At 45.4% G+C, this 25,257-nt stretch carries 25 protein-coding genes; 15 read left to right on the forward strand and 10 right to left on the reverse strand.

All coding sequences use genetic code 11. The features are described 5' to 3' along the window. Window positions 1-22 precede the first annotated feature (22 nt). From gerKA to gerKB, 3 genes are read left to right on the forward strand one after another with little or no spacing between them, the layout of a single operon-like run. A complete protein-coding gene (gerKA, locus tag NYE53_RS02125; RefSeq protein ID WP_339246996.1) occupies window positions 23-1,657 on the forward strand; it encodes a spore germination protein GerKA in 1,635 nt (544 codons plus the stop codon). Then, a complete protein-coding gene (gene gerKC, locus NYE53_RS02130) occupies window positions 1,647-2,870 on the forward strand; it encodes a spore germination protein GerKC (protein WP_339246999.1) in 1,224 nt (407 codons plus the stop codon). Before gerKA ends, gerKC begins: the two co-directional genes overlap by 11 nt. Window positions 2,871-2,894: 24 nt before the next feature. Then, window positions 2,895-4,016: a spore germination protein GerKB gene (gene gerKB / locus NYE53_RS02135; protein WP_063336055.1), complete on the forward strand. Its 1,122-nt coding sequence runs from the start codon at window positions 2,895-2,897 to the stop codon at window positions 4,014-4,016. A gap of 104 nt (window positions 4,017-4,120) precedes the next feature. Here the strand turns inward: gerKB and NYE53_RS02140 are convergent, their stop codons facing one another. Both NYE53_RS02140 and NYE53_RS02145 read right to left on the reverse strand, forming a co-directional pair. Then, on the reverse strand, window positions 4,121-4,801 hold the full coding sequence (locus NYE53_RS02140) for an ABC transporter ATP-binding protein (protein ID WP_339247002.1): 681 nt from the start codon (window positions 4,799-4,801) through the stop codon (window positions 4,121-4,123). A gap of 15 nt (window positions 4,802-4,816) precedes the next feature. Continuing rightward, window positions 4,817-6,280: an ABC transporter permease gene (locus tag NYE53_RS02145; protein ID WP_339247005.1), complete on the reverse strand. Its 1,464-nt coding sequence runs from the start codon at window positions 6,278-6,280 to the stop codon at window positions 4,817-4,819. A gap of 213 nt (window positions 6,281-6,493) precedes the next feature. Here NYE53_RS02145 and yclJ point away from each other — a divergent pair, with 213 nt between their 5' ends. The 4 genes from yclJ (at window position 6,494) to phrC (ending at window position 10,001) form a co-directional block, all read left to right on the forward strand. Next, the gene (yclJ, locus tag NYE53_RS02150; RefSeq protein ID WP_015482792.1) at window positions 6,494-7,177 is read left to right on the forward strand and encodes a two-component system response regulator YclJ; all 684 of its coding nucleotides are present in this window, start codon (window positions 6,494-6,496) and stop codon (window positions 7,175-7,177) included. Next, a complete protein-coding gene (gene yclK, locus NYE53_RS02155) occupies window positions 7,164-8,585 on the forward strand; it encodes a two-component system sensor histidine kinase YclK (protein ID WP_339247008.1) in 1,422 nt (473 codons plus the stop codon). The genes yclJ and yclK overlap by 14 nt, the downstream gene beginning before the upstream one ends. A gap of 161 nt (window positions 8,586-8,746) precedes the next feature. Beyond that, window positions 8,747-9,895 carry a response regulator aspartate phosphatase RapC gene (rapC, locus tag NYE53_RS02160; RefSeq protein WP_015252823.1) on the forward strand — a complete coding sequence of 383 codons (1,149 nt, stop codon included), beginning with the start codon at window positions 8,747-8,749 and terminating at the stop codon, window positions 9,893-9,895. Then, the gene (phrC, locus tag NYE53_RS02165) at window positions 9,879-10,001 is read left to right on the forward strand and encodes a phosphatase RapC inhibitor PhrC (RefSeq protein WP_003224994.1); all 123 of its coding nucleotides are present in this window, start codon (window positions 9,879-9,881) and stop codon (window positions 9,999-10,001) included. The genes rapC and phrC overlap by 17 nt, the downstream gene beginning before the upstream one ends. A 99-nt stretch (window positions 10,002-10,100) precedes the next feature. Here the strand turns inward: phrC and NYE53_RS02170 are convergent, their stop codons facing one another. The 3 genes from NYE53_RS02170 to NYE53_RS02180 all read right to left on the reverse strand — a co-directional run bounded on the left by NYE53_RS02170 (window position 10,101) and on the right by NYE53_RS02180 (window position 11,901). Then, window positions 10,101-10,190 carry a YjcZ family sporulation protein gene (locus NYE53_RS02170; RefSeq protein WP_015482794.1) on the reverse strand — a complete coding sequence of 30 codons (90 nt, stop codon included), beginning with the start codon at window positions 10,188-10,190 and terminating at the stop codon, window positions 10,101-10,103. 80 nt (window positions 10,191-10,270) lie between these two features. After that, the gene (locus NYE53_RS02175) at window positions 10,271-10,384 is read right to left on the reverse strand and encodes a YjcZ family sporulation protein (protein ID WP_003234495.1); all 114 of its coding nucleotides are present in this window, start codon (window positions 10,382-10,384) and stop codon (window positions 10,271-10,273) included. A 152-nt stretch (window positions 10,385-10,536) separates the two neighbouring features. Further along, window positions 10,537-11,901, reverse strand: a complete 1,365-nt coding sequence (locus tag NYE53_RS02180; protein ID WP_339247010.1) for an aspartate kinase — start codon at window positions 11,899-11,901, stop codon at window positions 10,537-10,539. A 384-nt stretch (window positions 11,902-12,285) separates the two neighbouring features. Between NYE53_RS02180 and yclN the strand changes: the two genes are divergently transcribed. The 4 genes from yclN to yclQ are packed head-to-tail and all read left to right on the forward strand — an operon-like array spanning window position 12,286 to window position 15,903. Beyond that, window positions 12,286-13,236, forward strand: coding sequence for a petrobactin ABC transporter permease YclN (gene yclN, locus NYE53_RS02185; RefSeq protein ID WP_088325307.1), 951 nt, complete (start codon window positions 12,286-12,288; stop codon window positions 13,234-13,236). Then, a complete protein-coding gene (yclO, locus tag NYE53_RS02190; protein ID WP_014475805.1) occupies window positions 13,229-14,176 on the forward strand; it encodes a petrobactin ABC transporter permease YclO in 948 nt (315 codons plus the stop codon). The genes yclN and yclO overlap by 8 nt, the downstream gene beginning before the upstream one ends. Then, complete coding sequence (gene yclP, locus NYE53_RS02195; RefSeq protein WP_014475806.1) at window positions 14,170-14,928, forward strand: petrobactin ABC transporter ATP-binding protein YclP; 759 nt, start codon at window positions 14,170-14,172, stop codon at window positions 14,926-14,928. Before yclO ends, yclP begins: the two co-directional genes overlap by 7 nt. 21 nt (window positions 14,929-14,949) lie before the next feature. Beyond that, window positions 14,950-15,903: a petrobactin ABC transporter substrate-binding protein YclQ gene (gene yclQ / locus NYE53_RS02200; RefSeq protein WP_014478834.1), complete on the forward strand. Its 954-nt coding sequence runs from the start codon at window positions 14,950-14,952 to the stop codon at window positions 15,901-15,903. A 46-nt stretch (window positions 15,904-15,949) separates the two neighbouring features. Here yclQ and NYE53_RS02205 read toward each other — a convergent pair whose 3' ends face one another. The 4 genes from NYE53_RS02205 to NYE53_RS02220 all read right to left on the reverse strand — a co-directional run bounded on the left by NYE53_RS02205 (window position 15,950) and on the right by NYE53_RS02220 (window position 19,483). Next, window positions 15,950-17,368, reverse strand: a complete 1,419-nt coding sequence (locus tag NYE53_RS02205; protein WP_014478836.1) for an MDR family MFS transporter — start codon at window positions 17,366-17,368, stop codon at window positions 15,950-15,952. 19 nt (window positions 17,369-17,387) lie between these two features. Then, entirely contained in the window at window positions 17,388-18,266 is an 879-nt protein-coding gene (locus NYE53_RS02210; protein ID WP_003246592.1) for a TetR/AcrR family transcriptional regulator, read from the reverse strand. A 163-nt stretch (window positions 18,267-18,429) separates the two neighbouring features. Further along, window positions 18,430-19,179, reverse strand: coding sequence for an oxygen-insensitive NADPH nitroreductase (nfsA, locus tag NYE53_RS02215; RefSeq protein ID WP_003234479.1), 750 nt, complete (start codon window positions 19,177-19,179; stop codon window positions 18,430-18,432). A 16-nt stretch (window positions 19,180-19,195) separates the two neighbouring features. Further along, window positions 19,196-19,483: a putative quinol monooxygenase gene (locus NYE53_RS02220; RefSeq protein WP_339247013.1), complete on the reverse strand. Its 288-nt coding sequence runs from the start codon at window positions 19,481-19,483 to the stop codon at window positions 19,196-19,198. Between the two features lie 139 nt (window positions 19,484-19,622). Here NYE53_RS02220 and NYE53_RS02225 point away from each other — a divergent pair, with 139 nt between their 5' ends. Then, the gene (locus tag NYE53_RS02225) at window positions 19,623-19,937 is read left to right on the forward strand and encodes a metalloregulator ArsR/SmtB family transcription factor (protein ID WP_003234476.1); all 315 of its coding nucleotides are present in this window, start codon (window positions 19,623-19,625) and stop codon (window positions 19,935-19,937) included. Window position 19,938: 1 nt separating this feature from the next. Here the strand turns inward: NYE53_RS02225 and gabR are convergent, their stop codons facing one another. Next, a complete protein-coding gene (gene gabR / locus NYE53_RS02230; RefSeq protein ID WP_339247016.1) occupies window positions 19,939-21,378 on the reverse strand; it encodes a transcriptional regulator GabR in 1,440 nt (479 codons plus the stop codon). A gap of 106 nt (window positions 21,379-21,484) precedes the next feature. Between gabR and gabT the strand changes: the two genes are divergently transcribed. The 3 genes from gabT to glcU all read left to right on the forward strand — a co-directional run bounded on the left by gabT (window position 21,485) and on the right by glcU (window position 25,238). After that, a complete protein-coding gene (gabT, locus tag NYE53_RS02235; protein WP_339247019.1) occupies window positions 21,485-22,795 on the forward strand; it encodes a 4-aminobutyrate--2-oxoglutarate transaminase in 1,311 nt (436 codons plus the stop codon). Between the two features lie 68 nt (window positions 22,796-22,863). Further along, a complete protein-coding gene (gabD, locus tag NYE53_RS02240; RefSeq protein WP_336155044.1) occupies window positions 22,864-24,252 on the forward strand; it encodes a succinate-semialdehyde dehydrogenase in 1,389 nt (462 codons plus the stop codon). 122 nt (window positions 24,253-24,374) lie between these two features. Next, window positions 24,375-25,238, forward strand: coding sequence for a glucose uptake protein GlcU (gene glcU / locus NYE53_RS02245; protein ID WP_003234455.1), 864 nt, complete (start codon window positions 24,375-24,377; stop codon window positions 25,236-25,238). The last annotated feature ends 19 nt before the right edge of the window (window positions 25,239-25,257 follow it).

A 25,257-nucleotide genomic window follows, 5' to 3' on the forward strand; every position in this document is an offset into this window, starting at 1 on the left:
CGACAAGGAAAGGTATTTGTGTATGCCTTTATTTTCTAAGCGAAAGAACAATACAAGTTCGAAAGACAAGCGCAATACAGAAGAAAGGAATCAGGAACAGCAGCAAGAAAAAGAAAGGCCGGTTCTCATTTCTCCAAGTTTGGCAAAGAATATAGCGGAAACGAAAAAGGAAGTCGGAAGCAGCTCTGACGTCATCATTCGCGAGATTAAAATCGGGGAGCAGGATCATGTCCACCTAGCTGTTATCTATATTGCTGGGCTGGTCGATAATAACACGATCCATGAGTCGTTAATTGACCCATTGGTACAGGATGAGTCTATCCAGAATACTCATGTGATCCAGCAAATTCTTGAAAAAACGCTCCCGCTGGGCGGGGTGAAAGCGGAAAAGAGCTGGGACAAGCTTTTTTCCGAGTTAATGCTCGGCAATGCGCTCATTTTTGCTGATGGCTATGATGAAGCTTTGATTTGCAGCACTCAAGGGGGAGAGCAGCGCTCCATCCAAGAGCCTAGCACCCAGGTGTCATTCCGCGGCCCGCGCCAAGGGTTTACAGAGTCTCTGCAAACCAATATTTCCATGATCCGGCGATACATTAAAAATCCGAATTTATGGGTTGAAAAAATGAAAAAAGGTTCTGTCACGAATACGGATATCGCTCTCATGTACATTCAAGGAATATGTGATGAAAAGGTGCTGAAGGAAGTGAAGCAGCGCCTGGAAAAAATAGATATTGACAGTATTTTGGAATCTGGATATATTGAGCAGCTGATTGAAGATGAAACCTTTACGACATTTCCGACCATGTATCATACAGAACGCCCTGATGTTGTAGCGGGTAATCTGTTAGAAGGAAGATTCGCGATTATTGTGGACGGAACACCGTTTGTGCTTATTGCCCCGGCCTTATTTGTCCAGTTTTTTCAGTCTGTTGAGGATTATTATTCGCGTTTTGACATTGCGACAAGCATAAGAATTCTTCGTGTTTTAGTCTTTTTCATTTCGCTTGTGGCTCCGGCTGTATACGTGGCAGCTACGACGTTTCATCAAGAAATGATACCGACTCAGCTGTTAGTGGTCATTGCGGCCCAGCGGGAAATTGTCCCGTTTCCGGCTGTTGTGGAGGCGCTGACGATGGAGGTTGCTTTTGAGATTCTGAGGGAAGCGGGAGTCAGGCTGCCCCGGGTTGTCGGCTCGGCAGTGTCAATCGTAGGCGCGCTCGTAATCGGCCAGGCTGCCGTACAGGCTGGTATCGTCTCTCCGGCAATGGTGATTATCGTGGCACTCACCGCGATTGCGAGCTTCGCAACACCGGCGTTTGCAATGGCGATTTCAGCCCGGCTTATTCGGTTTATTTTTATTATTGCCTCAGCTGTTATGGGTTTTTACGGGCTGATTTTAGGGATCATTATGATGTTTGTCCACTTATGCAGTCTTCGTTCATTCGGCGTTCCATATATGTCGCCGCTTGCACCCTTTTCTTCACAAGGTGTAAAGGACGCGCTTTTCCGGATTCCGTGGTGGGCTGATGAAAAAAGGCCGGAATCGATCAGTAAGGAAGATAAGGTGCGGCAGGGGAAGGATCAACGCCCAGAGCCGGCCGCTTCACGAGGAATGGTGAACAAAGACTTGGAAGAAGGGGATCAGAATGGTACGTAAATGTCTATTAGCCGTTCTTATGCTTTTGAGCGTCATTGTGCTGCCCGGCTGCTGGGATAAGCGTGAACTGACAGATCTTGCGATTATCTCGGCGATTGGCATCGATCGGACAAACGAAGGCAACTACGTGCTGCATCTTCAAATTATCAATCCCGGAAATGTCGCCGGCGGGCTTCAGGGAGGCGGTGCTGGGGACAGGCCGCCTGTATCTGTCTATTCAATTGAAGGCGACAATTTGACGGAAGCACTCAGAAAAGCCTCCATGAAGGTATCGCGGCGGCTTTATTTTGCCCATACCAACCTGGTCGTAATCAGCGAAAAGCTGGCGAAAGAGGAAGGGCTGGATTTTGTATTAGACAATCTTGACCGGGACACGGAATTCAGGACAACGGCGACCTTCGTCGTTGCCCATAAAACAAAAGCAGAAAATATCGTGAAAATCCTGACGCCTATTGATAAAATTCCGTCAAACAAAGTCAATAAAACCCTCGATTTCACGGAAGCGCAATACGGTCGGGTGGTCAAAACCAATATTCAGGACGTTTTGAAAACACTTGCCAGCGACACAAGGGCACCGATTATTCCGGGTTATTTGATGATTGGCGATGATAAAAAAGGAGTCAGCATGGAAAACACGCAGGCAACTGACCCGAAAGCCATTCTTCAGGCAGACGGCTTGGCGGTTTTTGATAAGGCTGGGTATTTAAAGTATTGGATTGAAGATGATGAAAGCGTGGGGGCAGTCTGGCTTATGAATAAGGTCCAGCATACGTTTATTAATGCTGATTGGGGCAAGAAGAAAGATGCGGTCAGCTTGCAGGTAACCCATCAAGATACAAAGCTGGTACCTGATATGCGGAACGGACGTCCGCACATCCATGTGAAAGTGACGGTTGAAGGAATTATAGATGCTGTCAAATACCCTTTCCAATTGTCTAATCCGAAGGTGCTGGCCGCTATTGAAAAAGCGCTCAACAAAGAGCTTGAAAAGGAAATCAGCCATACTGTGAAAAAAATCAAGAAGAATAAGATAGATTTTGTCGGTTTTGGTGACACGATATATAGAAAGTATCCGGAGCAGTGGGAGAAAATGAAGGACACATGGGACAAAGAATATTTGCCCGAACTGCCCATCGATGTGAAGGCCGAGACGTATATCAGAAGGACGGGATTGCGGAACAATCCGATCAAACACCAGTTTAAAGATGATTAGGTCTGAAGAAAGGGGAAGTGACAGATGGAAAAAGCCAGAATAAGCATAAGGCAGCTGTTTGTCATGATTATCATTTTTGAGCTGGGCAGCTCCTTATTGATTACACCCGGATCAATGGCGGGCAGGGATGCTTGGATCGCAGTTCTGTTGGGGTGTGCGGCCGGTTTGTTTCTTTTCTATTTGTATCAAGGCATTTATCAATGTTACCCCAATTCTTCTCCGAAAGAATATATGGATGATATGCTGGGAACCAAGCTGAGCTGGCTGTTTTCATTTCTCTATATCTTGTACTTTGCCTATATTGCCGCAAGGGTCCTGCGTGACTTTGGAGAAATGCTGCTGACATTTGCTTATCATGATACACCTATCATTATTGTAAATGGTTTGTTAGTGGTAGTTAGCATATACGCCGTAAGAAAAGGAATCGAAGTGCTCGCCCGCGCGGCTGAGCTGCTTTTCGGAGCCATGTATTTACTGGGCGCAATCGGCCTCTTGCTGATTGTTGTCTCAGGTTCTATAGACCCGCATAACTTAAAACCGGTTTTGGCAGACGGCATTTCTCCTGTCCTTTACTCTGTTTTCACTCAGACCATGTACGTTCCGTTTGGCGAAGTCGTTTTATTTGTGATGATTTTCCCTAACCTGAATGACAGAAAAGATGTGAAAAAAGTGGGGATGATCGCCATGGCTATTAGCGGATTGGTTGTGGCGCTCACCGTGGCGATTAATATCAGCGTGCTTGATGTTGATCTTACACTCAGATCCCAGTTCCCGCTTTTAAGTACGATTCAGACAATCAAGGTCGAAGAATTTTTAGACCGGCTCGATGTCTTTTTTATGCTGGCGCTGATCATCGGCGGCTTCTTTAAGGTTAGCCTCTACTTATATGCCACTGTGGTTGGGACATCTACGCTCTTTAAGGAAAAGAACCCCTCTCAATTGGCTTATCCGATGGGATTGGGCATCTTAATCCTTTCTATAACGATCGCGACTAACTTTTCAGAGCACTTGAACGAAGGCTTGAAAGTGGTGCCGCTGTATATTCATTTGCCTTTTCAATTATTGTTTCCGCTCTTTCTGTTTATTGTGGCTGTTTGGAAAAAGAAACGAAGAGAGAAGTCAAAAGGGACAGGAGCAAAAAAATGATAAAAAGAGCGGGGGGATGCAGCCGCCGCTCTTTTTATGTTCACTTCTATATAAAAGGGGGATATAGGGTGCGCCCCTGTCTGCACTGGCAGAGGCGCGTTTTGTTATACGACTGCGATGTTTTCCTTCACAGTAAAGCTTCCTCTTGAAAGTCTGATATTGATGTCTGACACTTTTGCAATTTGTTCATCGTGCGTCACCATGATGACACATTTATTTTCCTTGTGCGCCAGATCTTGAAAGAGCCGTACGATCTCTTTTGATGTGTCCTCATCAAGGTTTCCGGTCGGTTCATCGGCTACGATAAGATCCGTGTCACAGCAGAAAGCCCTTGTAATTGATACCCGCTGCTGCTGTCCGCCGCTCAGTGTGAGCACTTTTTGCCGGGCTTGTTTTTCGTTGATGCCAACCTTCTGCAGCATGTCAAGCGCATATGATTCTTTGTTTTTTTCTTTAGAACCTGTGATTTCCATAGCGGTTGTGACGTTCTGCAAAGCCGTCATATACGGGAGCAGGTTGTACGCCTGAAAGACGATTGATACATATTGATTTCTGAAATTGGTTAAGCCGATTTTAGAAACCGCTTTTCCGCCGTAAAGGATGTTTCCTTCTTTTGGTGCGTCAAGTCCGCCTGCCAGAGACAGGAAAGTGGTTTTCCCCGTCCCTGATGTTCCGACGATTGTGTAGAATTTTCCTTTTTGAAAGCTGATGTTAATATCCTGAAACAATGGCTGGCCTTTGTCTTTATACCAGTAGCCGACTTGTTGAAATTGTAATAAGCTCATAGGTTCCGCCTCTTTCTATTCCTGTTTTGTCAATATCGTTTTCGGATGAAGCCGCAGTACTGAAATTGACGGCAGCAATGTTGCAATGATTGCGATTAGGATGCCGATCCCGCCCAGAATAAGCATGTCGTTCATAGAAACCGCGACGTTCAGTGAATCGATAACGTCTACGTTTGATGAACTGTGGCTGAACATTTTGCCGCCCATGCCACCGCTGCCGGGCATTTGTCCGCTTACTGTTTGCGTTGAATCGGTTGATGAACTGATTTGCTGGGATAAAAGCTGATTTCCAAGCTGATTCGCGACGAGATTTCCCGTCACAGATGCAAGGCCGATAGCGATAACGGCCACAATCAGAATCTCAGTCAAGAACTGTCCAATCAATTTCCATCGTTTTTCACCGATGGCCATTAACACGCCCATTTCGTATTTGCGCTCCCTGATTGACATCATGACAATCAGGCCAAGAATGACGGCGCCTGCCACTGATACAAGATACACCACGTTTTTAGAGAAAGAAGCCACATTTTCAATCGGTCCGACCATTTGCTGGTAAAGCTGATCGTTTGTATTCAGTGTGTACGTATCAAAGTCAATTGATGTTTTCTTCGCTGCTTTTACGAAAGCATCCATATTTTTCGCGTCGTCCATATAGTAAACAGCTGAGTCAATCGTATTTTTATAGTCGTCGCCTTTCAGTGCCGCTGTTGCTGTGTAAGGCGTATAAAGCTTGTTATAAGGATTTAAGAAAGAGAAATTTTGGGCTTGGCCATCTCCTGAAGATGTTGTTTTATAAATACCGACGATCTTCAGCTTTACTGTTGTATCCTCATCCGTTGCTGATTCAATTGTGATCGAATCGCCAACGCTTAAATCATTTTCTTCCGCTAATGTTTCGTTGATCACTGTTACTTTTTTGCCGACATCTGATTTTGTAATCGCGCGTCCGTCTGTGATTTTTGAATCCCCGTCAGAGAAATCATCAACTAATGCTGTGCTGATGACACCTTCAATAGAAAGATCGGCTTGAACCATTTGCGGTCCGCCTTGTCCGCCACCTTGGCTGTTTTTAGCGTTTGAGCTTGAACTGCTTGAGCTGGAATCACTTGAACTAGAGCTTGAGCTTTCAATCGCATCAAAGTTTCCCGCGTTGGCTGAAGCTGATGTGGTGTAATTGTAGCTCTTCACATGATCAAGCGCTGCAAGCTTATTCGCATCAGACACTTTGATCGGTGTAGATTCGAAGCTGCGTTTTTCACCGCTGTCCTGCTGTTTTTCCATTTGCTTTTGGCGGTCAACCTGAAGTGTCACGCTTCCGCCGAGTTCCTGTCTGGCCAGTTCGCTTGACTTTTGTGCTGCCGACTGGATGGTGAGGCCTGATAGAACAAAGACACATATGACTGTAAACACAAATAATTGCAATAACGTTTTTCCCTTTTTAGCCTTCATATTCCAAAAGGCCCGTTTGATAAAGTTCATTTATGTTCCTCCGTATAGGTTTTTTTTATGGATGAGACCGCCTGTGGGGCGCGCCCCCTTGCTGATAAATTAATAGTAGTCCAAAGGTATGAAAAAAATATGAACAATCTATTTCTAGTTGATGAAATAAAAACTAACAATTGTGAAACGCAAAACCTTCTGTTTAAAATGGTGCTATTATATAAAAAAGCATCAAAACAACCGGAGGATATAATGAAAATATTAATGATAGAAGATAATGTTAGTGTATGTACGATGACGGAGATGTTCTTTTTTAAAGAAGGTTTTGAAGCGGAATTCGTTCATGACGGGTTAGAAGGGTACCAGCGTTTTACGGAAGAAAATTGGGATCTGATCATTTTGGATATCATGCTTCCATCTATGGACGGCGTGACCATCTGCAGAAAAATAAGAGAGACAAGCACGGTGCCGATTATCATGCTGACTGCCAAAGACACTGAATCAGATCAGGTCATCGGCTTTGAGATGGGGGCGGACGATTATGTCACAAAGCCGTTCAGCCCGCTGACATTGGTTGCCCGCATCAAAGCCGTCATCAGAAGATACAAGGCGACAGGCAAAGCGGTTATTGATGAAGATATGATCGAATCAGAATGCTTTACCATTAATAAGAAGACGAGAGAAGTATTATTAAATGGAGAGCCTGTAGAAAATCTCACGCCGAAGGAATTCGATCTGCTTTATTACCTTGTCCAAAATCCGCGGCAGGTGTTCTCCAGAGAACAGCTGCTTGAGCAGGTATGGGGCTATCAATTTTATGGAGATGAGCGAACGGTTGACGTTCATATCAAACGGCTGCGGAAAAAGCTTGCCAGCGAGGACAAGCCTTTCCTGTATACTGTGTGGGGAGTAGGGTATAAATTTGATGAAGATTAAATATTTATATCAGCTGCTGCTAAGCCATATCAGCATTTTGATTTTAGCGTTTGTCATTATCATTTCTCTGTTTTCCCACTTTGTGAAGGAATTTGCCTATCAGAACAAAGTAGAGGAATTGACGTCATATGCGGTGCAGATTGCAAATGAATTCCAAGCCGGCCAGGTGGACATGCGCAGGCTTTATCCTTATCAGGACATGTTAAGCACAAGAAAGACGCAATTTATCATCTTTAATGAAGAGCAGCAGCCTTATTTTCTTCCTGAAGGCTTTCATCACCCACCAAGGGAACAGCTGAAGAAATCAGAATGGAATAAGCTAAAAAAAGGGCAGACTGTCATGATCAGGGCAGATGGCCGTTTTGATGATGAAGTGTCACTTGTGGCGCAGCCTATATTTGTTCAGAACGAATTTAAAGGCGCCGTTCTGCTGATTTCTCCGATCAGCGGTGTTGAACAGATGGTCAATCAGGTCAACCTCTATATGTTTTACGCTGTGATCAGCACGCTTGTGATTACGATTCTCGTGAGTTGGCTTCTGTCCAAATTCCATGTCAAGCGGATTCAAAAGCTGAGAGAAGCGACAGATAAAGTGGCTTCCGGCGATTATGACATCCATTTGGAAAACAGCTACGGGGACGAAATCGGCGTACTGGCGTCTGACTTTAATATCATGGCGAAAAAACTAAAGCAGTCAAGGGATGAAATCGAGCGCCTTGAGAAGCGGAGAAGGCAGTTTATCGCTGACGTGTCACATGAATTAAAAACACCGCTGACGACGATCAACGGTTTGGTTGAAGGGTTGAACAGCCATACGATTCCTGAGGATAAAAAGGATAAATGCTTCTCGCTGATCAGTGAGGAAACGAAGCGCATGCTGCGGCTCGTAAAAGAAAATCTGGATTATGAAAAAATCAGATCCCAGCAAATTACCTTGAACAAGCTAGACGTTCCTCTGATCGAGGTGTTTGAAATCGTGAAAGAGCACTTGCAGCAGCAGGCGGAAGAAAAACAAAACAAGCTGATGATCCAAGTAGAGGATCACGTCATCGTACATGCCGATTATGACCGGTTCATTCAAATTCTCGTCAACATTACGAAAAACAGCATCCAATTTACGCAAAACGGTGACATTTGGCTGCGCGGAATGGAAGGTTATAAAGAGACGATTATTGAAATTGAAGACACGGGAATCGGGATTTCAAAAGAGGATATTGAGCATATTTGGGAGCGATTCTATAAAGCAGATATTTCAAGAACGAACACGGCATACGGTGAATACGGGCTCGGTCTCTCGATCGTCAAGCAGCTCATTGAAATGCACCAGGGCACAGTAGAAATCAAGAGTGAAGAAGGGAAAGGCACAAAGTTCATCATCCGCCTTCCTTTAACGGCAAAACAGCATTAGCATACAGGGCGGCGCATCATCTGATGCAGCCGCCTTTTTGCACACCGCTTCGGTTTATTGCGTGCTCCCGAAAACAAAGATTGCGTGTTTTTCGGGTTGGGACGGTCTATAAACATGATAAAATATGACATAAACAGTTTTTGATGGGAGAGGGTGAAGGAATGAAGAGCGGGGTAATTCCTTCTTCAGCGGTCGGTCAAAAAATTAACGAGTGGTACAGATATATCCGGACATTCAGCGTGCCGGATGCCGAAGTGTTAAAAGCTGAAATCCAGCAGGAACTGAAACACATGCAGCATGATTCCAACTTGCTGCTTTATTATTCACTAATGGAATTCCGGCACCAGCTTATGCTGGATTATCTTGAGCCGTTAGAGAAATTAAATATCGAAGACCAGCCAAGCCTGTCTGAATTATCAAGAAACATTGACAGCAACCAGGCAGATCTCAAAGGGCTGCTCGACTATTACGTGAATTTTTTCCGCGGGATGTATGAGTTTGATAAGCGAGAATTTATTTCTGCCATTACATACTATAAACAGGCGGAGAAAAAGCTCTCCTTTGTCGCAGACCATATTGAACGGGCTGAATTCTATTTTAAAATCGCGGAAGCTTATTATTATATGAAGCAAACGTATTTTTCATTGATTAATATAAAAAACGCTTATGAAATTTACGTGGAGCAGGAAACCTATAATGTGAGAATCATTCAGTGCCATTTCGTGTTCGGGGTTAACCTGATGGATGAAAGAAATTTCGAACAAGCCGCACGCCATTTCAAATTGGCGCTCAACATGGCCCAAGCAGAACAAAAAGCCCAGCTGGTTGGAAGAGCATACTACAATCTCGGGTTATGCTATTACAATCAAGACCTTCTAGACCCTGCCATTGATTACTTTGAAAAAGCGGTCTCCACATTTGAAAGCAGCAGGATCGTCAATTCTCTCCCGCAAGCCTATTTTTTAATCACCCTGATTTATTATAAACGGGGAAAACATGATAAAGCTTCGGAATATCACAAGCGGGGCTATGAATATGCTAAAGAAACAGACGATGCAGACTATGCCGTAAAATTCGAGTTTTTGCAATCCCTATATCAGGATCAGCCCAATGAAGAAGGAATCGAACGATGTTTCCAGTACTTAAAAAATAAAAATATGTACGCTGATATAGAGGATTTAGCCCTAGAAGTAGCAAAATATTACTATGAACAGAAATGGTTTAAACTGTCTGCTTCCTACTTTCTACAAGTTGAAGAGGCAAGAAAACAAATACAAAGGAGTGAAGGTTTGTATGAAATTGAAATCTAAGTTGTTTGTTATTTGTTTGGCCGCAGCCGCGATTTTTACAGCGGCTGGCGTTTCTGCTAATGCGGAAGCACTCGACTTTCATGTGACAGAAAGAGGAATGACGTAAGAACAAGCCCCTTCTCATTAGCGAGAAGGGGTTTTTCTTTTCAAAAAAACACCGCAAGACATAGTCTTGCGGTGCCGCCTTCATGGAGATTACGTTTATTTAGTAGCCTCCTACAAATGCAGTTCCCACAATGATCAAGAGGATAAATAACACAACAATCAAAGCGAAAGAAGTTCCGTAACCTGACATTTTGTGCACCCCCTTCGAGATTGCTTCAGCATATACTGCAAAACTGTGGCGGACAGGGTCCCGCAGAGACGGTCAGCAGCTTAGAAGCCGCCAACAAACGCAGTCCCTACGATAATTAAAAGAATAAACAATACAACGATTAAAGCGAAAGAACTGATGCCGCCGTAACCGCCGCCGTTAGAGTATCCTGACATAAGGTTTCACCTCCCTATGAAGGATACTATAAGATATGCTGAACCGATCCATTTGGCAGGGATAATAGTGGACAAGAGAAAAAATGAACAATTCGGCTATATGAGGGTGATATAAAAAATAGCGGGCGCTGCCGCCCGCTATTTATGTACGATTAAGAGATCAGCACGCCCGCGAAAAATTCCTGGTATAATGCTTGAACGGCTTTTCTTTCTTCGGCTTCTTTTACGCCAAACATCATGCTCACTTCAGAAGATCCCTGATTGATCATTTCGATATTCACCTGTGCCTCTGATAATGCTTTGGCGGCTCTTGCCGTTGTACCGACATTGTGGCGCATCGCTTCCCCTACAACCATAATCAGGGCGAGATGATGCTCGACGATGACTTCATCGGCATGCAAATCCTCTTCGATCCGTTTGATGACGCTGCGTTCAGTGGCGGCATCCATTTGCCCCTGCCGTAAAATGATTGTCATGTCATCGATTCCCGATGGAACATGCTCATACGTCAAACCATGCTCCTCCAGGATGTGAAGGGCTCTGCGGCCAAAACCGATTTCTCTGTTCATGAGATACTTGCTGATATAAATGCTGCAAAAACCAGTGTCGCTGGCAATGCCGACGACAGGCCCGTTTGTGTTATCCCGCTTGCTGACGACGCGGGTGCCTTCGGATGAGGGGTTGTTCGTATTTTTGATCTGAACAGGAATCCCCGCTCTGAATGCCGGAATGAGCGCTTCATCATGAAACACTGAAAAACCCGCGTAGGACAGCTCCCGCATCTCTCTGTATGTCAGCTCGCTGATTTCCTTTGGATTCTGAACGAAGGACGGATTGACAGAATACACAGCGTCTACGTCTGTAAAGTTTTCGTACAAATCGGCTTGAAGTCCGTTGGCAAGAATCGAACCGGTAATATCAGAACCGCTCCGTGAGAATGTGATCACATCGCCATCCTTGCTGAATCCGAAAAAACCGGGAAAAATGATGAGTCCGTCACGTTCCCGAAGACGATAGAGGTTTTGATAGGATTCAGGAAGAACTTGCGCGTTGCCGGGTTCATTTGTCACAAAGAGGCCGGCATCCTTCGGGTTTACATATTCCGCTTTGACGCCTTTATAACGGAAGTAAGCGGCGATCAGCTTGGCATTGTTATCCTCTCCGCTGGCCTTGACTGCGTCAAGGTATTGCTCGGGATTGCTTTTATCTCCTTCTAAAAGCGTAAACAGATCATCTCTGATTTTTTCGATAATGCTTTGCCCCAGCTGAAGCTCATTGGCGATGAGAGCGTACCGTTCCACAACAGCTTCCGCCAGTTCAGGTGCGCTGCCTGTTGCCAAATATTGTTCTGCACATGCGATTAAGAGATCAGTCACTTTCGTATCCTCGGCATAGCGTTTTCCCGGAGCTGAAACGACTACAGCTTTCCGTGCCGGATCTGAGGTAACGATGTGAAACACCTTGTCAAGCTGAGCGCCTGAAGCAAGTGAGCTGCCTCCGAATTTAACGACCTTCATGTTTACATCTCCTAATGTTTAAAATTTTCACACAAATTTAGTATTTATTATCTCTCTTTCAGTACTGTAAATCAAGGGGGAATTTCTTTCTGGGGAGAACATTTGTATTTTTCACGAGGAATAATGTCAGGTTTGCTGACCGTATACCTGCGTTATAAAGATAAATATGGTAAATAGCCTAACGTTTTGGGATGGAAAATGGTTAGAATGATTAGTAAAATGGATAAATGACTAGGTTAATATTTTTAAAGAATATTGACTAACCCTAGAAAAATGGTAACATGTAAATGATAATGATAATCAATTACTATATGGCCATATTGTTTTGAGTCCTTGCGGAGTAGGAGATACGTTCTTTTTGCTGTAAGGATGTAAGGAGGCAGCATGAAGCTACGTTACTTATTTATTCTACTTATCATATTAGCAGTCACATCTGTATTTATCGGTGTAGAAGATCTGTCGCCGCTTGATCTCTTCGATTTAAGCAAACAAGAGGCGTCAACGCTGTTTGCAAGCCGTTTGCCGCGATTGATCAGCATTATCATCGCGGGATTAAGCATGAGCATCTGCGGTTTGATTATGCAGCAGATCAGCAGAAATAAATTCGTGTCACCGACGACGGCGGGCACGATGGATTGGGCGAGGCTCGGCATTTTAATTTCCTTGCTGCTGTTTACATCCGCCAGTCCTTTAATCAAAATGCTGGTCGCGTTTGTCTTTGCCCTAGCAGGAAATTTTCTGTTTATGAAAATCCTTGAAAGAATCAAGTTTAACGACACCATCTTTATTCCGCTTGTCGGTCTAATGCTCGGGAATATCGTCAGTTCAATCGCGACATTTATCGCATATAAATATGACTTGATCCAGAATGTGTCATCATGGCTGCAGGGAGACTTCTCTTTAGTCGTGAAAGGAAGATACGAGCTTCTTTATCTGAGTATTCCGCTCGTGATCATTGCCTATGTGTATGCGGATAAATTCACATTGGCCGGTATGGGTGAAAGCTTTTCTGTCAACCTCGGCCTGAAGTACAAACGGGTTGTGAACATCGGGCTCATTATCGTGTCCCTGATCACGTCCCTTGTTATTTTGACTGTCGGTATGCTGCCGTTTCTCGGTTTAATCATCCCGAATATTGTATCGATTTACAGAGGAGACAATCTGAAGAGCAGCCTGCCGCATACTGCGCTGTTGGGAGCGGTGTTTGTGCTGTTTTGCGATATACTGGGCAGAATCATTATCTTCCCTTATGAAATCTCGATTGGCCTGATGGTCGGAATCATCGGCAGCGGCATTTTCCTGTTTATGCTGTTAAGGAGAAAAGCCTATGCGTAACCAGATGAAAATAGCTTTGCTCGTTGTTTTAGCCATTGTATGTATTGGCTTGTTTTTGTTTTATGACTTAGGCAATTGGGATTACACCCTGCCGAGACGAATCAAAAAAGTCGCTGCCATTGTGCTGACGGGGGGAGCGATTGCGTTTTCAACCATGATCTTTCAAACGATTACGAACAACCGCATCCTGACGCCGAGCATTTTGGGCCTTGATTCTCTCTACATGCTGATTCAGACTGGCATTATCTTTTTGTTCGGTTCTGCGAATATGGTCATCATGAATAAAAATATCAACTTTATCATCTCTGTTCTGCTGATGATACTATTTTCTCTTGTTTTGTATCAGATCATGTTCAAGGGTGAGGGGAGAAATATCTTTTTCCTTCTGCTTATCGGAATCGTGTTTGGCACGCTGTTCAGCAGCCTGTCTTCCTTTATGCAGATGCTGATTGATCCGAACGAGTTCCAAGTTGTGCAGGACAAGATGTTTGCCAGCTTTAACAATATCAATACGGATTTGTTATGGCTCGCGTTCATCATCTTCCTGCTGACAGGCGTTTATGTCTGGCGTTTTACAAAATTTTTCGATGTGCTGTCGCTCGGACGCGAGCACGCCGTGAATTTGGGCATTGACTACGACAAAGTGGTGAAGCAGATGCTGATCGTGGTTGCGATTTTGGTTTCTGTTTCAACAGCGCTAGTCGGGCCGATTATGTTTTTAGGCCTTCTGGTTGTCAACCTGGCGAGAGAATTCCTGAAAACATATAAGCATTCATACTTAATCGCAGGCTCCGTTTTCATCAGCATCATTGCGCTGGTCGGAGGGCAGTTTGTGGTTGAGAAAGTGTTTACCTTCTCAACGACGCTGAGCGTCATTATTAATTTTGCCGGCGGGATTTATTTTATCTACTTGCTGTTAAAGGAGAATAAATCATGGTAGAGGTCAGAAATGTAAGCAAACAATATGGCGGGAAAGTTGTTCTTGAAGAGACGTCAGTCACGATTCAAAAGGGCAAAATCACCTCGTTTATCGGTCCTAACGGCGCCGGCAAAAGTACGCTGCTGTCTATCATGAGCCGCCTGATCAAAAAGGATTCCGGCGAGATTTACATAGACGGACAAGAGATTGGAGCATGTGACAGCAAAGAGCTTGCCAAGAAAATGAGCATTTTGAAGCAGGCGAACCAAATCAATATCAGGCTCACGATCAAAGACCTCGTTAGTTTTGGCAGGTTTCCGTACTCACAGGGCCGGCTGACAGAGGAAGACTGGGTTCATATCAACCAGGCGCTCAGCTATATGAAGCTGGAAGACATTCAAGACAAATACTTGGATCAGCTGAGCGGCGGACAGTGCCAAAGGGCATTTATCGCCATGGTCATTGCCCAGGACACAGATTATATTTTTCTGGATGAGCCGCTGAACAATCTGGATATGAAACACTCAGTTGAAATTATGAAACTGTTGAAACGGCTGGTAGAGGAGCTTGGAAAAACGATCGTGATCGTTATTCACGATATCAATTTTGCTTCAGTCTATTCTGACCATATCGTCGCTTTGAAAAACGGCCGAATCGTAAAAGAAGGACCACCTGAAGAAATGATAGAAACATCAGTGCTTGAGGAAATCTACGATATGACCATCCCGATTCAGACGATTGATAATCAAAGAATAGGTGTCTATTTTTCTTAATATATAGAAGAGGTGAAGAGCATGAAAAAGTTCGCATTACTATTCATCGCTTTGGTGACAGCAGTTGTGATTTCTGCATGCGGAAACCAAAGCACAAGCAGCAAAGGTTCTGATTCTAAGGAAGAACAAATCACGGTGAAACACCAGCTGGACAAAAACGGAACAAAAGTACCGAAGAGCCCTAAAAAAGTTGTCGTATTTGACTTTGGAAGCTTAGATACACTAGATAAACTTGGTCTTGATGATAAAGTAGCGGGACTGCCGAAACAAGCCCTTCCTAAATATCTGTCCAAATTCAAGGATGACAAATATGCTGACGTCGGAAGCTTAAAAGAGCCAGACTTCGAGAAAGTGGCAGATTTAGACCCTGACTTGATCATTATCTCAGGAAGACAATCTGAGTCTTACAAAGAATTCTCTGAAATTGCGCCGACAATTTACCTTGGCGTAGACACAGCGAAGTATATGGAATCATTTAAGTCTGACGCAGAAACAATCGGTAAGATCTTCGATAAAGAAGATGAAGTGAAGGATGAACTCGCAAAAATCGATCATTCAATCGCAGATGTAAAGAAAACGGCTGAAAAGCTTAACAAAAACGGTCTCGTCATCATGGCGAACGACGGGAAGATCAGCGCATTCGGTCCTAAATCAAGATACGGCCTGATCCATGACGTGTTCGGCGTGACACCGGCTGATAAAAACATCAAAGCGTCTACTCACGGACAAAGCGTTTCTTACGAGTACATTTCAAAAACAAACCCGGATTACCTGTTTGTCATTGACCGCGGTACAGCGATCGGTGAAACATCATCTACTAAACAAGTCGTTGAAAATGATTATGTGAAAAATGTAAACGCAGTGAAAAATGATCATGTCGTCTACCTTGATTCTGCTACTTGGTACTTATCAGGAGGCGGTCTTGAGTCTATGGCACAAATGATCAAAGAAGTGAAAGACGGTTTAGAAAAGTAAAACCAAAAAGAGCCTCCGCTGAGTAGCGGGGCTCTTTTTTTGTTAATCAGCGTGCCGGCTGCTGTTCGGCAGGGCGCTGAGGTTTCTTTAATGTGAATGAGAGAAGGAAGCCGACAAGTGCAATGACGGCAGCCACAATAAAAGCGGCATTCATGCCGTGCAGGGCGGCGTGCTTTACATTTGTCGTGCCTGCATGTGCCGCCTGGTTGCTCATCACGGAAACCAATAGTGCGGTTCCGATCGAGCCGCCGACTTGGCGAATCGTGTTGTTCATCGCAGTTCCGTGCGGAATCAAGTGGCGCGGCAGCGCGTTGATTCCTGCTGTTGTCACCGGCATCATGATCATGGCGGTGCCTAAGAGACGAACGGTGTATAAAACGACAATCCAAGCGAGTGACGTATGGTCAGTCAGCTGCATAAACGGCAGAGATGTCAGGAAGATGATGCAGAAACCGGCAATCGCCAGCCCTCTTCCGCCGACACGGTCAAAAATTCTGCCGATAATCGGCGACATAAAGCCCATCACAACGGCTCCCGGAAGGAGCATAAGCCCTGTATCAAAAGCTGTGACGTCTCTGACATTTTGTGTATAAAGCGGCAGGATGGTTTCCGTACCGATCAATAATGCAAAGACGAGGGTTCCCAGCAGTGTTGTTAAGCTGAAAACGCCAAACGTGAAGACGCGGAATTCCAGCATCGGTTTTTCAAGCTTCATTTGTCTTGTGATAAACAAGAGCAGCGCGATGACACCCACCAGCAGTGAAATCAAGACGGTTGAACTGGACCAGCCGTAAGAGCCGACGCTTGAGAAGCCGTACAGAAGGCCGCCGAACCCAAATGTTGAAAGGATGACTGATAAAATATCAATCTGTGTTTTTCTTAAAGTCGTCACGTTTTTCATCAGGATGCTGGCAAGAATCAAATCAATCACAGCAAACGGAAGAATAATATAAAACAATGATCTCCAAGAGAAAGCTTCGACAGCCCATCCGGAAAGAGTCGGTCCGATCGCAGGCGCGAATGAGATGACCAATCCGACCATACCCATAGCCTGGCCGCGCTTTTCAATCGGAAAGATTGTCAGGAATACAGTCTGCATGAGCGGCATCATAATGCCGGCTCCAGCCGCTTGAATGATACGCGCTGTCAGCAGAACCGGGAAGTTCGGCGCGAACGCTCCGACGACTGTTCCGGCAGTGAAAATGCTCATTGCTGTGATGAGCAGCGCCCGGCTTGTGAATTTCTCAATTAAAAACGCGGTAATCGGAATTAAAATCCCGTTGGTTAACATAAATGATGTGGTCAGCCATTGTGCTTGGTTGGCATCGACATTGAAATCCCTCATGATATGGGGAAGTGCGGTAATCAACAATGTCTGGTTCAAAATCGCCACAAACGCTCCGGCTAACAAAATGCCGACAATGACAGAACGGTTAAAAGGTTTTTGTTCAATACTTGTGTTCAATACATATCCCTTCTTTTCTCTAAGTAATTAACAGTGTTTTTAACATGGAAACGGGCTGTGTTAAAACACCGGTTTGTTCCAGATAGCCAATCAGTGATTTGAGTAAAAAAGCGCGGGGTTCTTCCTTCTTCGCTTCTTCCTCCAGCATAGCGGCTGCGGATGTCAGTTCATCTACGTCATAGTCCGCGGCGGACAGGGAAGAGATGCCTTTATGTAATTCCTTCAGGCTTTCCGATAATAGGACTGATTTATCCTTTGGCTTGTAGGAGGATGCTGAATGAATATAAAGCTCGATGGCTTCGGGCGGAAGAAGAGACTGGCGGGTTTCCCTGTTTTTGATAATCTGATTGAGGGTGCTGATGATAAACTCTGCGATCGGGTCAAGCTCAAGCGGTTTTTCCTCGATTTTGATCAGCATTAAAAACTCACGCATCATGCCGTGAAGAATGATAACCAAATCCCACACAAACGGGAGAATGGTTTCTCCATACGCCTGGATCAGCGAATCGCGGTGCCAGCAGATAATCGTCGATCTGGTCTGATGGATATGCTGTTTGACCCGGTCATTGTGCAGCTTGGGGTTTCCGTAGGTCAGCATGTTGAAAAACTGCTGATTCCGCCTGAAGCCCTCCAGTTCCATTTTGACCTTTTGCGTCAAACGCTCCTCCGGTGTAAGTGCGGTATTTTCCTGAAGTCTTGAGGCCGCGGCCACCATTTGCTTCTGGTTAAATGACAGCAGCTCCAAAAGCAGATCTTCTTTAGATTGAAACAGCTTATATATCGAAGCTTTTGACATCTTACATTCTTCTGCGATCGCCTGCATGGAAACCGACGTAAAATCCTTTTCCGAAAAAAGCTTTCGCGCGGCTAACAAGATATCTGTTTTTTTATCAAGCATCTCATGGCTTCCTTCTTTCTTGAACATTAGAAAACCCATTGGTTCACAGAAAACCAATGAGTAACTATGAAAAAATTTTACCAAATAAACAAAATAGAAGTCAATGGATTTTAACCGGGTAAATGAAAGGCCTGCCGGAAAATCCGACAGGCCGAATAAGAGCTTATTTTTCAACTTTAAATCCTTGTTTTTCAAGCATTTCACGGATGTGCGGATAGTACAGGCGCTCATAGTAGGAAGCGATGCTCTGTGACCAGTTTCTTGTTTCTTTTCCGTTTGTCCGTTTATTCATGTATTCAGACATCTGTTCGTCGTATGCCTGAATGTGAGACGTCAGCTCATCCTGATTCAAATAAGTTTCCTGATGATTGACAGCTTCCTGCGGCAAGCGCGGTTTTTTCGCTGAACGGTCGGCGGGATGCCCAATGACAAGGCCGGATAAAGGGAACACGTATTTTGGAAGCTCAAGCAGTTCGATCAGCTCTTGAGGGTTTCCGCGAACCGCACCGATCGGAACTGTGCCAAGTCCGAGTGACTCAGCCGCTGCTGTTGCTGTGCCGAGGGCAATACCAGCGTCTACTGCGCCGACAAGAACAGATTCCAATCCATTTGTGATTTCCATTTTGAAATCATGCAGATCTTCAAGCGCGATTTTGGCCCGGTTGAAATCTGCGCAGAACAGCAGGAAAACAGGAGCTTGATCGATCCATGGCTGGCCGCCTGCCAGCTCGGAGATTTTCTTTTTGCGCTCTTTATCCTGGACTGTGATCACAGTCACTTGCTGTCCGTTGATAGAAGAAGGGGCTGATTGCACCGCTTCAATGATTTGGTCCAATTGCTCCTGAGCTACAGGCTCATCTGTGTAGCTGCGAATCGAGCGGTGGTCTGTTAAAGATTTAATCACTTCATTCATATGGGACACCCTTCCTTTACTCGCTAAGCTCTGTGCGGACAACATCAAGAGGAGCGCTCAGCAGTTCTTTTCCTTTTGCGACAAACCCTTGGAAATGTGCAGTTTCGTTATGGAATTTCATTGCCGCTTCATCTTTCCATTTTTCAAGCATGACAAATGTATTTTCTTCGCCTACTTTTTCAAATAGGTCGTATTGCGCGTTGCCTTCCTCAGCTCTTGAATGCTGAACAAGTGATTGAGCCTCGCTCAAAAATTCCTCGCGTTTTTCTGGTTTTACTTTCATGTAAGCTTGTAATACGATCATTTAAATCTCCTCCGTTGTTATGCGAATTTATTGTTCGAATTTCATCGAACTAAATGTAACATGTATTCTAAATGAGGTAAAGGAAAAACCCTTATATAGTAAAATTGTCATTCTAATTGTTGTGTGATACATTTGTGTCATGAACATTCCAAACCATCCAGAAACAGAAACATTGCAGCTGACAAAGGTTCTTCATGCACTTAGTGATCCGCTTCGTTTAGAGCTCGTCAAGCAATTAGCTGAAGCAAAAGAAAAAACGTGCAGCACCTGTGCAGATGTGCAGGTTGCCAAATCGACTTTGTCGCATCATTTTAAAGTTTTGAGAGAATCAGGCATCGCTCAAGTTCGGATTGAAGGAAAGCGCCGGTATTATTCGCTTCGCGCTGAAGACCTTGAAAAGGCATTTCCGGGCCTGCTTGAAGCCGTGCTGAATGTAGACCAGGACCGCTGGTGAATCAATCCCCTGTAACGGGGATTTTTTTATGTCCGTAAACCGCTTTGAAAAGCCGCTGCACACCCTCCTGAATATCTTCTTCCTTCAGCCGTGCAAAACCAATAATGAGAGCAGGCCTGCCCGTTTGCCGCTTGTTTTCCTTCAAGTTAAATCGGCTCATTCCGAATATTTCAAGCTGCAGCCCGGCAGCATGTGACAGGATGTCTTGTTCGGTGCGCCTGGTATCAAATTCGGTAACAAAATGCAGCCCCGCATTTGCTCCTTTTACGGTAACCTCTCCGCTGAACTCTGCTTCTAAAGCGGTGATCAGGCGTTCTCTCTTTTCTTTATAATGCTGCTTCATTTTTTTTATATGCTTCTGATATTCACCAGACTCGATAAATTCCTGCAGGGTGAGCTGTGTAAGTGATGAGCAAGTCTGCAGATCATAGCCCCGCTGTTTGTATGTCCTCAACAGTTCAGGCGGCAATACCATATAGCTGATCCGCAAACCGGGGAGAAGGGACTTTGAAAAGGTTCCCATATAGATGACATTTTGAAAACGGTCGAGGCTTTGCAGCGCCGGAATACTGTCTACATCATATGTGAATTCACTATCATAATCGTCCTCAATGATATATCGGCGCGGCTCCTCGGCTGCCCAGTTCAGCAGCTGAATTCTTCTGGATACAGGCATAATCGTTCCGGACGGAAACTGATGCGACGGGGTGGTCACCAGCACATCTGGCTGCTGTCTGGTGATTTCAGCAATCGACATGCCCTTTTCATCCAGCATGATCGTCTTGACTTGTTTTCCGGCATTCTTCAAAAGCTGATACATGCGCCTGTAGCCAGGCTCCTCCATCGCATACACGGCTTCCTTGGGTAAAAGCTCAGTCAACAGCTGCATGAGCACCTGTGTGCCTGCCCCTATGATCATTTGTTCTGGCCTGCATTTTACACCCCTCGTCAGGGAAATGAGCCTGGTAATGGCCGCTCTCACTTCATATATCCCTTGCGGATGTGACATATCGCCGAGCGTGCGGTATGAACGGGAGGCCGCTTTTTGCTCGCAGCGGAACCAGCTTTTGATCGGAAAATGGTCTGTATCGGAACTCATGTGTGAAAACGATATCCAATCGCTCTGGTCGATGTGAAACTCTTTTAGATCATCCGGCAGTGCAAATGGAGGGTGCTCCTCGGCGGAAAACATGTCTAGTTCCTCCACGAAGAAACCCTTTCGTTCAATGGCGTACAAATACCCTTCAGCCAGCAGCTGCTGATAGGCTGAATTCACTGAATTTACGCTGACCTTGAGATTTTCAGCCAGCTCCCGCTTGGAGGGAACCTTCGAGTGCGGCAGCAGATTGCGGCTGAGGATTTCTTTTTTCAGCTTTTGATAAATTTGCTGATAGATATAATCAGCTTGCTCTGAACGATCGAGTGTAATTGTGATATCCATTTTGTAGTTTCTCCTTCTGATACCATCAAAAAGTTATAATTGGTACTTTTCATCATACCAAAGAGAAGTCAGAATGATAAGAAAATACCGACAGGGGGATATTCACATGAGTCGAACAACAGCAAGCATCACAACTGCACAATGGCAGCAAAAACGGGATCAATTTGTGTCAAAAGGTGTGAGCAACGGCAACCGCAGTCTCGCGGTCAAAGGAGAAGGGGCCGAGCTGTACGATCTGGATGGCCGGAGATTTATTGATTTTGCAGGCGCCATCGGCACGTTAAATGTCGGACACTCGCATCCGAAGGTGGTTGAGGCTGTGAAGCGGCAGGCGGAGGAGCTGATTCATCCTGGTTTTAATGTCATGATGTACCCGACTTATATCGAATTAGCCGAAAAACTGTGTGGCATCGCGCCGGGCAGCCATGAGAAAAAAGCGATTTTTCTTAACTCAGGGGCGGAAGCAGTTGAAAACGCTGTGAAAATCGCCAGAAAGTATACAAAGCGTCAAGGCGTTGTCTCATTTACGCGCGGGTTTCATGGACGCACGAATATGACGATGAGCATGACAAGCAAGGTAAAACCTTATAAATTCGGTTTCGGGCCTTTTGCGCCAGAGGTTTATCAAGCGCCGTTCCCTTATTATTATCAGAAGCCGGCCGGCATGAGTGATGAAAGCTATGACGATATGGTCATTCAAGCATTCAATGATTTCTTTATCGCTTCAGTGGCGCCTGAAACGGTGGCGTGTGTCGTGATGGAGCCAGTGCAGGGAGAAGGCGGGTTTATTATTCCTTCGAAACGGTTCGTACAGCACGTCGCTTCATTCTGCAAAGAACACGGCATTGTTTTTGTTGCTGATGAAATCCAAACCGGCTTTGCCAGAACTGGCACTTATTTCGCAATTGAGCACTTTGATGTAGTGCCCGATCTGATCACGGTTTCTAAATCGCTTGCGGCAGGCCTGCCATTAAGCGGTGTGATTGGGCGTGCGGAAATGCTTGATGTTGCAGCGCCAGGGGAGCTGGGCGGCACGTATGCCGGCAGCCCGCTCGGCTGCGCGGCGGCTTTGGCAGTCTTGGATATTATCGAAGAAGAAGGACTGAATGAGCGATCTGAAGAAATTGGTAAAATCATTGAAGACAAGGCGTATGAGTGGAAACAAGAATTCCCGTTCATCGGTGACATCCGCAGACTCGGGGCGATGGCCGCAATCGAAATCGTAAAGGATCCTGACACGCGTGAGCCTGATAAGGCAAAAGCAGCAGCGATCGCGGCCTATGCGAATCAAAACGGATTACTTTTGCTGACAGCGGGAATTAACGGTAATATCATCCGCTTTTTGACACCGCTCGTCATCTCAGACAGCCTATTAAATGAAGGGCTCAGCATCTTGGAGGCGGGCCTGCGAGCTTAATCATTGGAAAGAAAACGGCTGGGTCTGCTATCATTTTAAGTAATCATGAAAAGAAAGGAATGTTCAATATGCCAGATCAATTAACGGTCTACAACCCGGCTACGGGCGAGGAGATCAAAACGATTCCTCAGCAATCAGCCACAGAGGTAGAAGAAGCCATTGAACGTTCACATCAAGCGTTTAAAACGTGGTCTAAAACATCAGCGAACGAAAGAGCGTCTCTTTTGAAAAAATGGTATGAGCTGATTGTTGAACATAAAGAAGAGCTTGCAGATTTAATTACAAAGGAAAACGGAAAACCATACCAGGAAGCAGTCGGCGAAGTGCTTTACGGTGCAGGCTATATTGAATGGTTTGCAGAGGAAGCGAAGCGTGTGTACGGAAGAACGGTCCCGGCACCGACAACGGGTAAACGAATTGTTGTCACACGCCAGCCGGTCGGCCCCGTTGCTGCTATCACGCCCTGGAATTTCCCGAATGCGATGATTACACGCAAAGCGGCGCCTGCTCTTGCCGCTGGCTGTACATTTATCATCAAGCCGGCGCCGGACACACCGCTGTCTGCTTATGAACTAGCGCGCCTCGCATATGAAGCGGGCATTCCGAAGGATGTTCTTCAGGTTGTAATCGGCGATGGAGAAGAAATCGGAAATGTGTTCACAAGCAGTCCGAAAATCCGCAAAATCACGTTCACAGGCTCAACACCTGTAGGGAAAATCCTTATGAAAAACAGCGCGGACACCGTGAAGCACGTCTCAATGGAACTCGGCGGACACGCCCCGCTGATCGTAGATGAAGATGCGGACATTGACCTTGCTGTTGAACAGGCGATGGCGTCCAAATACCGAAACGCCGGCCAAACCTGCGTATGTGCCAACCGCCTGATCGTTCATGAATCCATTAAAGATGAATTTGCTGCGAAACTGAGCGAGCAAGTGTCTAAGCTGAAAGTCGGAAATGGACTTGAGGAAGGCGTCAATGTCGGCCCGATTATCAACAAACGAGGCTTCGAAAAAATCGTCAGCCAAATTGATGATGCGGTTGAAAAAGGCGCGAAGGTTATTGCTGGGGGCACATATGACCGAAACGATGACAAAGGGTGCTACTTTGTGAATCCGACAGTGCTCACCAATGTCGATACGTCCATGAACATCATGCATGAGGAAACATTCGGCCCGGTCGCACCGATCGTCACGTTTTCTGATATTGATGAAGCGATTCAGCTTGCCAACGATACACCGTTTGGCTTGGCTGCTTACTTCTTCACAGAAAACTACCGCCGCGGCATCTATATTTCCGAGAATCTAGAGTATGGCATTATCGGCTGGAATGACGGCGGACCGTCAGCGGTTCAAGCGCCATTCGGCGGGATGAAAGAAAGCGGCATTGGCCGTGAAGGCGGTTCGGAAGGCATCGAGCCGTACCTTGAAACAAAATATTTGTCCATCGGTTTATAAAAGAATGCACGCTCTTGAGAGCTGCCGGATTTTCCGGCAGCTCTTTTTGTGTTCCGGCGAATAATCACAACAATTCCAGCCAAAATAACAGCAAATACATTTTGAAAGAAGGTTCCCCAACAATGGATTTATTATTGGCTCTTCTCCCGGCTTTGTTTTGGGGGAGCATTGTTCTCTTCAATGTGAAATTAGGCGGCGGGCCGTACAGCCAGACACTGGGAACGACGATCGGGGCACTCATTGTTTCTATCGTTATTTACTTTTTTGTTCAGCCTGTTCTGTCACTTCGCATTTTTATTGTTGGAATCGTATCCGGCTTATTTTGGTCACTTGGACAGGCCAACCAGCTGAAAAGCATTCAATTGATGGGCGTGTCGAAAACAATGCCGATTTCCACAGGAATGCAACTCGTTTCCACCTCGCTGTTCGGTGTGATCGTGTTCCGCGAATGGTCAACACCGATTGCGATTACGCTTGGCGTTCTCGCTTTGATCTTTATCATTGTGGGAATCATTCTCACGTCCTTGGAAGATAAGAATGATAAAAAAGAGGGCGAGCCAAGCAATTTGAAAAAGGGCATTTTGATTCTCCTTGTTTCGACTCTTGGTTATTTGGTTTATGTAGTCGTGGCTAGATTATTCAATGTGTCCGGCTGGTCCGCGCTGCTGCCACAGGCAATTGGCATGGTGGTCGGGGGGTTAGTTTTAACCTATAGGCACAAACCCTTTAACAAGTATGCGATCAGAAATATTCTCCCAGGCTTAATCTGGGCAGGCGGAAATATGTTTTTGTTTATTTCTCAGCCGCGAGTCGGCGTTGCAACGAGCTTTTCCCTTTCACAAATGGGAATTGTCATTTCTACGCTCGGCGGTATTTTCATCCTGCGTGAAAAGAAAACGAAACGCCAGCTTATAGCAATTGCGATCGGGATTATCCTGATTATTGCCGCCGCTGTATTCTTAGGAATCGCCAAAACAAATTCATAACAAATGGAGGAGGATGTAT

The sequence above is a fragment of the Bacillus sp. FSL R5-0523 genome (genome assembly GCF_037975295.1).
Lineage (GTDB): Bacteria > Bacillota > Bacilli > Bacillales > Bacillaceae > Bacillus > Bacillus subtilis.

What these genes read in the sequence shown, in the direction of transcription:
- gerKA (WP_339246996.1), top strand. Translation starts at nt 23, where the DNA reads ATGCCTTTATTTTCTAAGCGAAAGAACAATACAAGTTCGAAAGACAAG.
- gerKC (WP_339246999.1), top strand. Translation starts at nt 1,647, where the DNA reads ATGGTACGTAAATGTCTATTAGCCGTTCTTATGCTTTTGAGCGTCATT.
- gerKB (WP_063336055.1), top strand. Translation starts at nt 2,895, where the DNA reads ATGGAAAAAGCCAGAATAAGCATAAGGCAGCTGTTTGTCATGATTATC.
- NYE53_RS02140 (WP_339247002.1), bottom strand. Translation starts at nt 4,801, where the DNA reads ATGAGCTTATTACAATTTCAACAAGTCGGCTACTGGTATAAAGACAAA.
- NYE53_RS02145 (WP_339247005.1), bottom strand. Translation starts at nt 6,280, where the DNA reads ATGAACTTTATCAAACGGGCCTTTTGGAATATGAAGGCTAAAAAGGGA.
- yclJ (WP_015482792.1), top strand. Translation starts at nt 6,494, where the DNA reads ATGAAAATATTAATGATAGAAGATAATGTTAGTGTATGTACGATGACG.
- rapC (WP_015252823.1), top strand. Translation starts at nt 8,747, where the DNA reads ATGAAGAGCGGGGTAATTCCTTCTTCAGCGGTCGGTCAAAAAATTAAC.
- phrC (WP_003224994.1), top strand. Translation starts at nt 9,879, where the DNA reads ATGAAATTGAAATCTAAGTTGTTTGTTATTTGTTTGGCCGCAGCCGCG.
- NYE53_RS02170 (WP_015482794.1), bottom strand. Translation starts at nt 10,190, where the DNA reads ATGTCAGGTTACGGAACTTCTTTCGCTTTGATTGTTGTGTTATTTATC.
- NYE53_RS02175 (WP_003234495.1), bottom strand. Translation starts at nt 10,384, where the DNA reads ATGTCAGGATACTCTAACGGCGGCGGTTACGGCGGCATCAGTTCTTTC.
- NYE53_RS02180 (WP_339247010.1), bottom strand. Translation starts at nt 11,901, where the DNA reads ATGAAGGTCGTTAAATTCGGAGGCAGCTCACTTGCTTCAGGCGCTCAG.
- yclN (WP_088325307.1), top strand. Translation starts at nt 12,286, where the DNA reads ATGAAGCTACGTTACTTATTTATTCTACTTATCATATTAGCAGTCACA.
- yclO (WP_014475805.1), top strand. Translation starts at nt 13,229, where the DNA reads ATGCGTAACCAGATGAAAATAGCTTTGCTCGTTGTTTTAGCCATTGTA.
- yclP (WP_014475806.1), top strand. Translation starts at nt 14,170, where the DNA reads ATGGTAGAGGTCAGAAATGTAAGCAAACAATATGGCGGGAAAGTTGTT.
- yclQ (WP_014478834.1), top strand. Translation starts at nt 14,950, where the DNA reads ATGAAAAAGTTCGCATTACTATTCATCGCTTTGGTGACAGCAGTTGTG.
- NYE53_RS02210 (WP_003246592.1), bottom strand. Translation starts at nt 18,266, where the DNA reads ATGCTTGATAAAAAAACAGATATCTTGTTAGCCGCGCGAAAGCTTTTT.
- nfsA (WP_003234479.1), bottom strand. Translation starts at nt 19,179, where the DNA reads ATGAATGAAGTGATTAAATCTTTAACAGACCACCGCTCGATTCGCAGC.
- NYE53_RS02220 (WP_339247013.1), bottom strand. Translation starts at nt 19,483, where the DNA reads ATGATCGTATTACAAGCTTACATGAAAGTAAAACCAGAAAAACGCGAG.
- NYE53_RS02225 (WP_003234476.1), top strand. Translation starts at nt 19,623, where the DNA reads ATGAACATTCCAAACCATCCAGAAACAGAAACATTGCAGCTGACAAAG.
- gabR (WP_339247016.1), bottom strand. Translation starts at nt 21,378, where the DNA reads ATGGATATCACAATTACACTCGATCGTTCAGAGCAAGCTGATTATATC.
- gabT (WP_339247019.1), top strand. Translation starts at nt 21,485, where the DNA reads ATGAGTCGAACAACAGCAAGCATCACAACTGCACAATGGCAGCAAAAA.
- gabD (WP_336155044.1), top strand. Translation starts at nt 22,864, where the DNA reads ATGCCAGATCAATTAACGGTCTACAACCCGGCTACGGGCGAGGAGATC.
- glcU (WP_003234455.1), top strand. Translation starts at nt 24,375, where the DNA reads ATGGATTTATTATTGGCTCTTCTCCCGGCTTTGTTTTGGGGGAGCATT.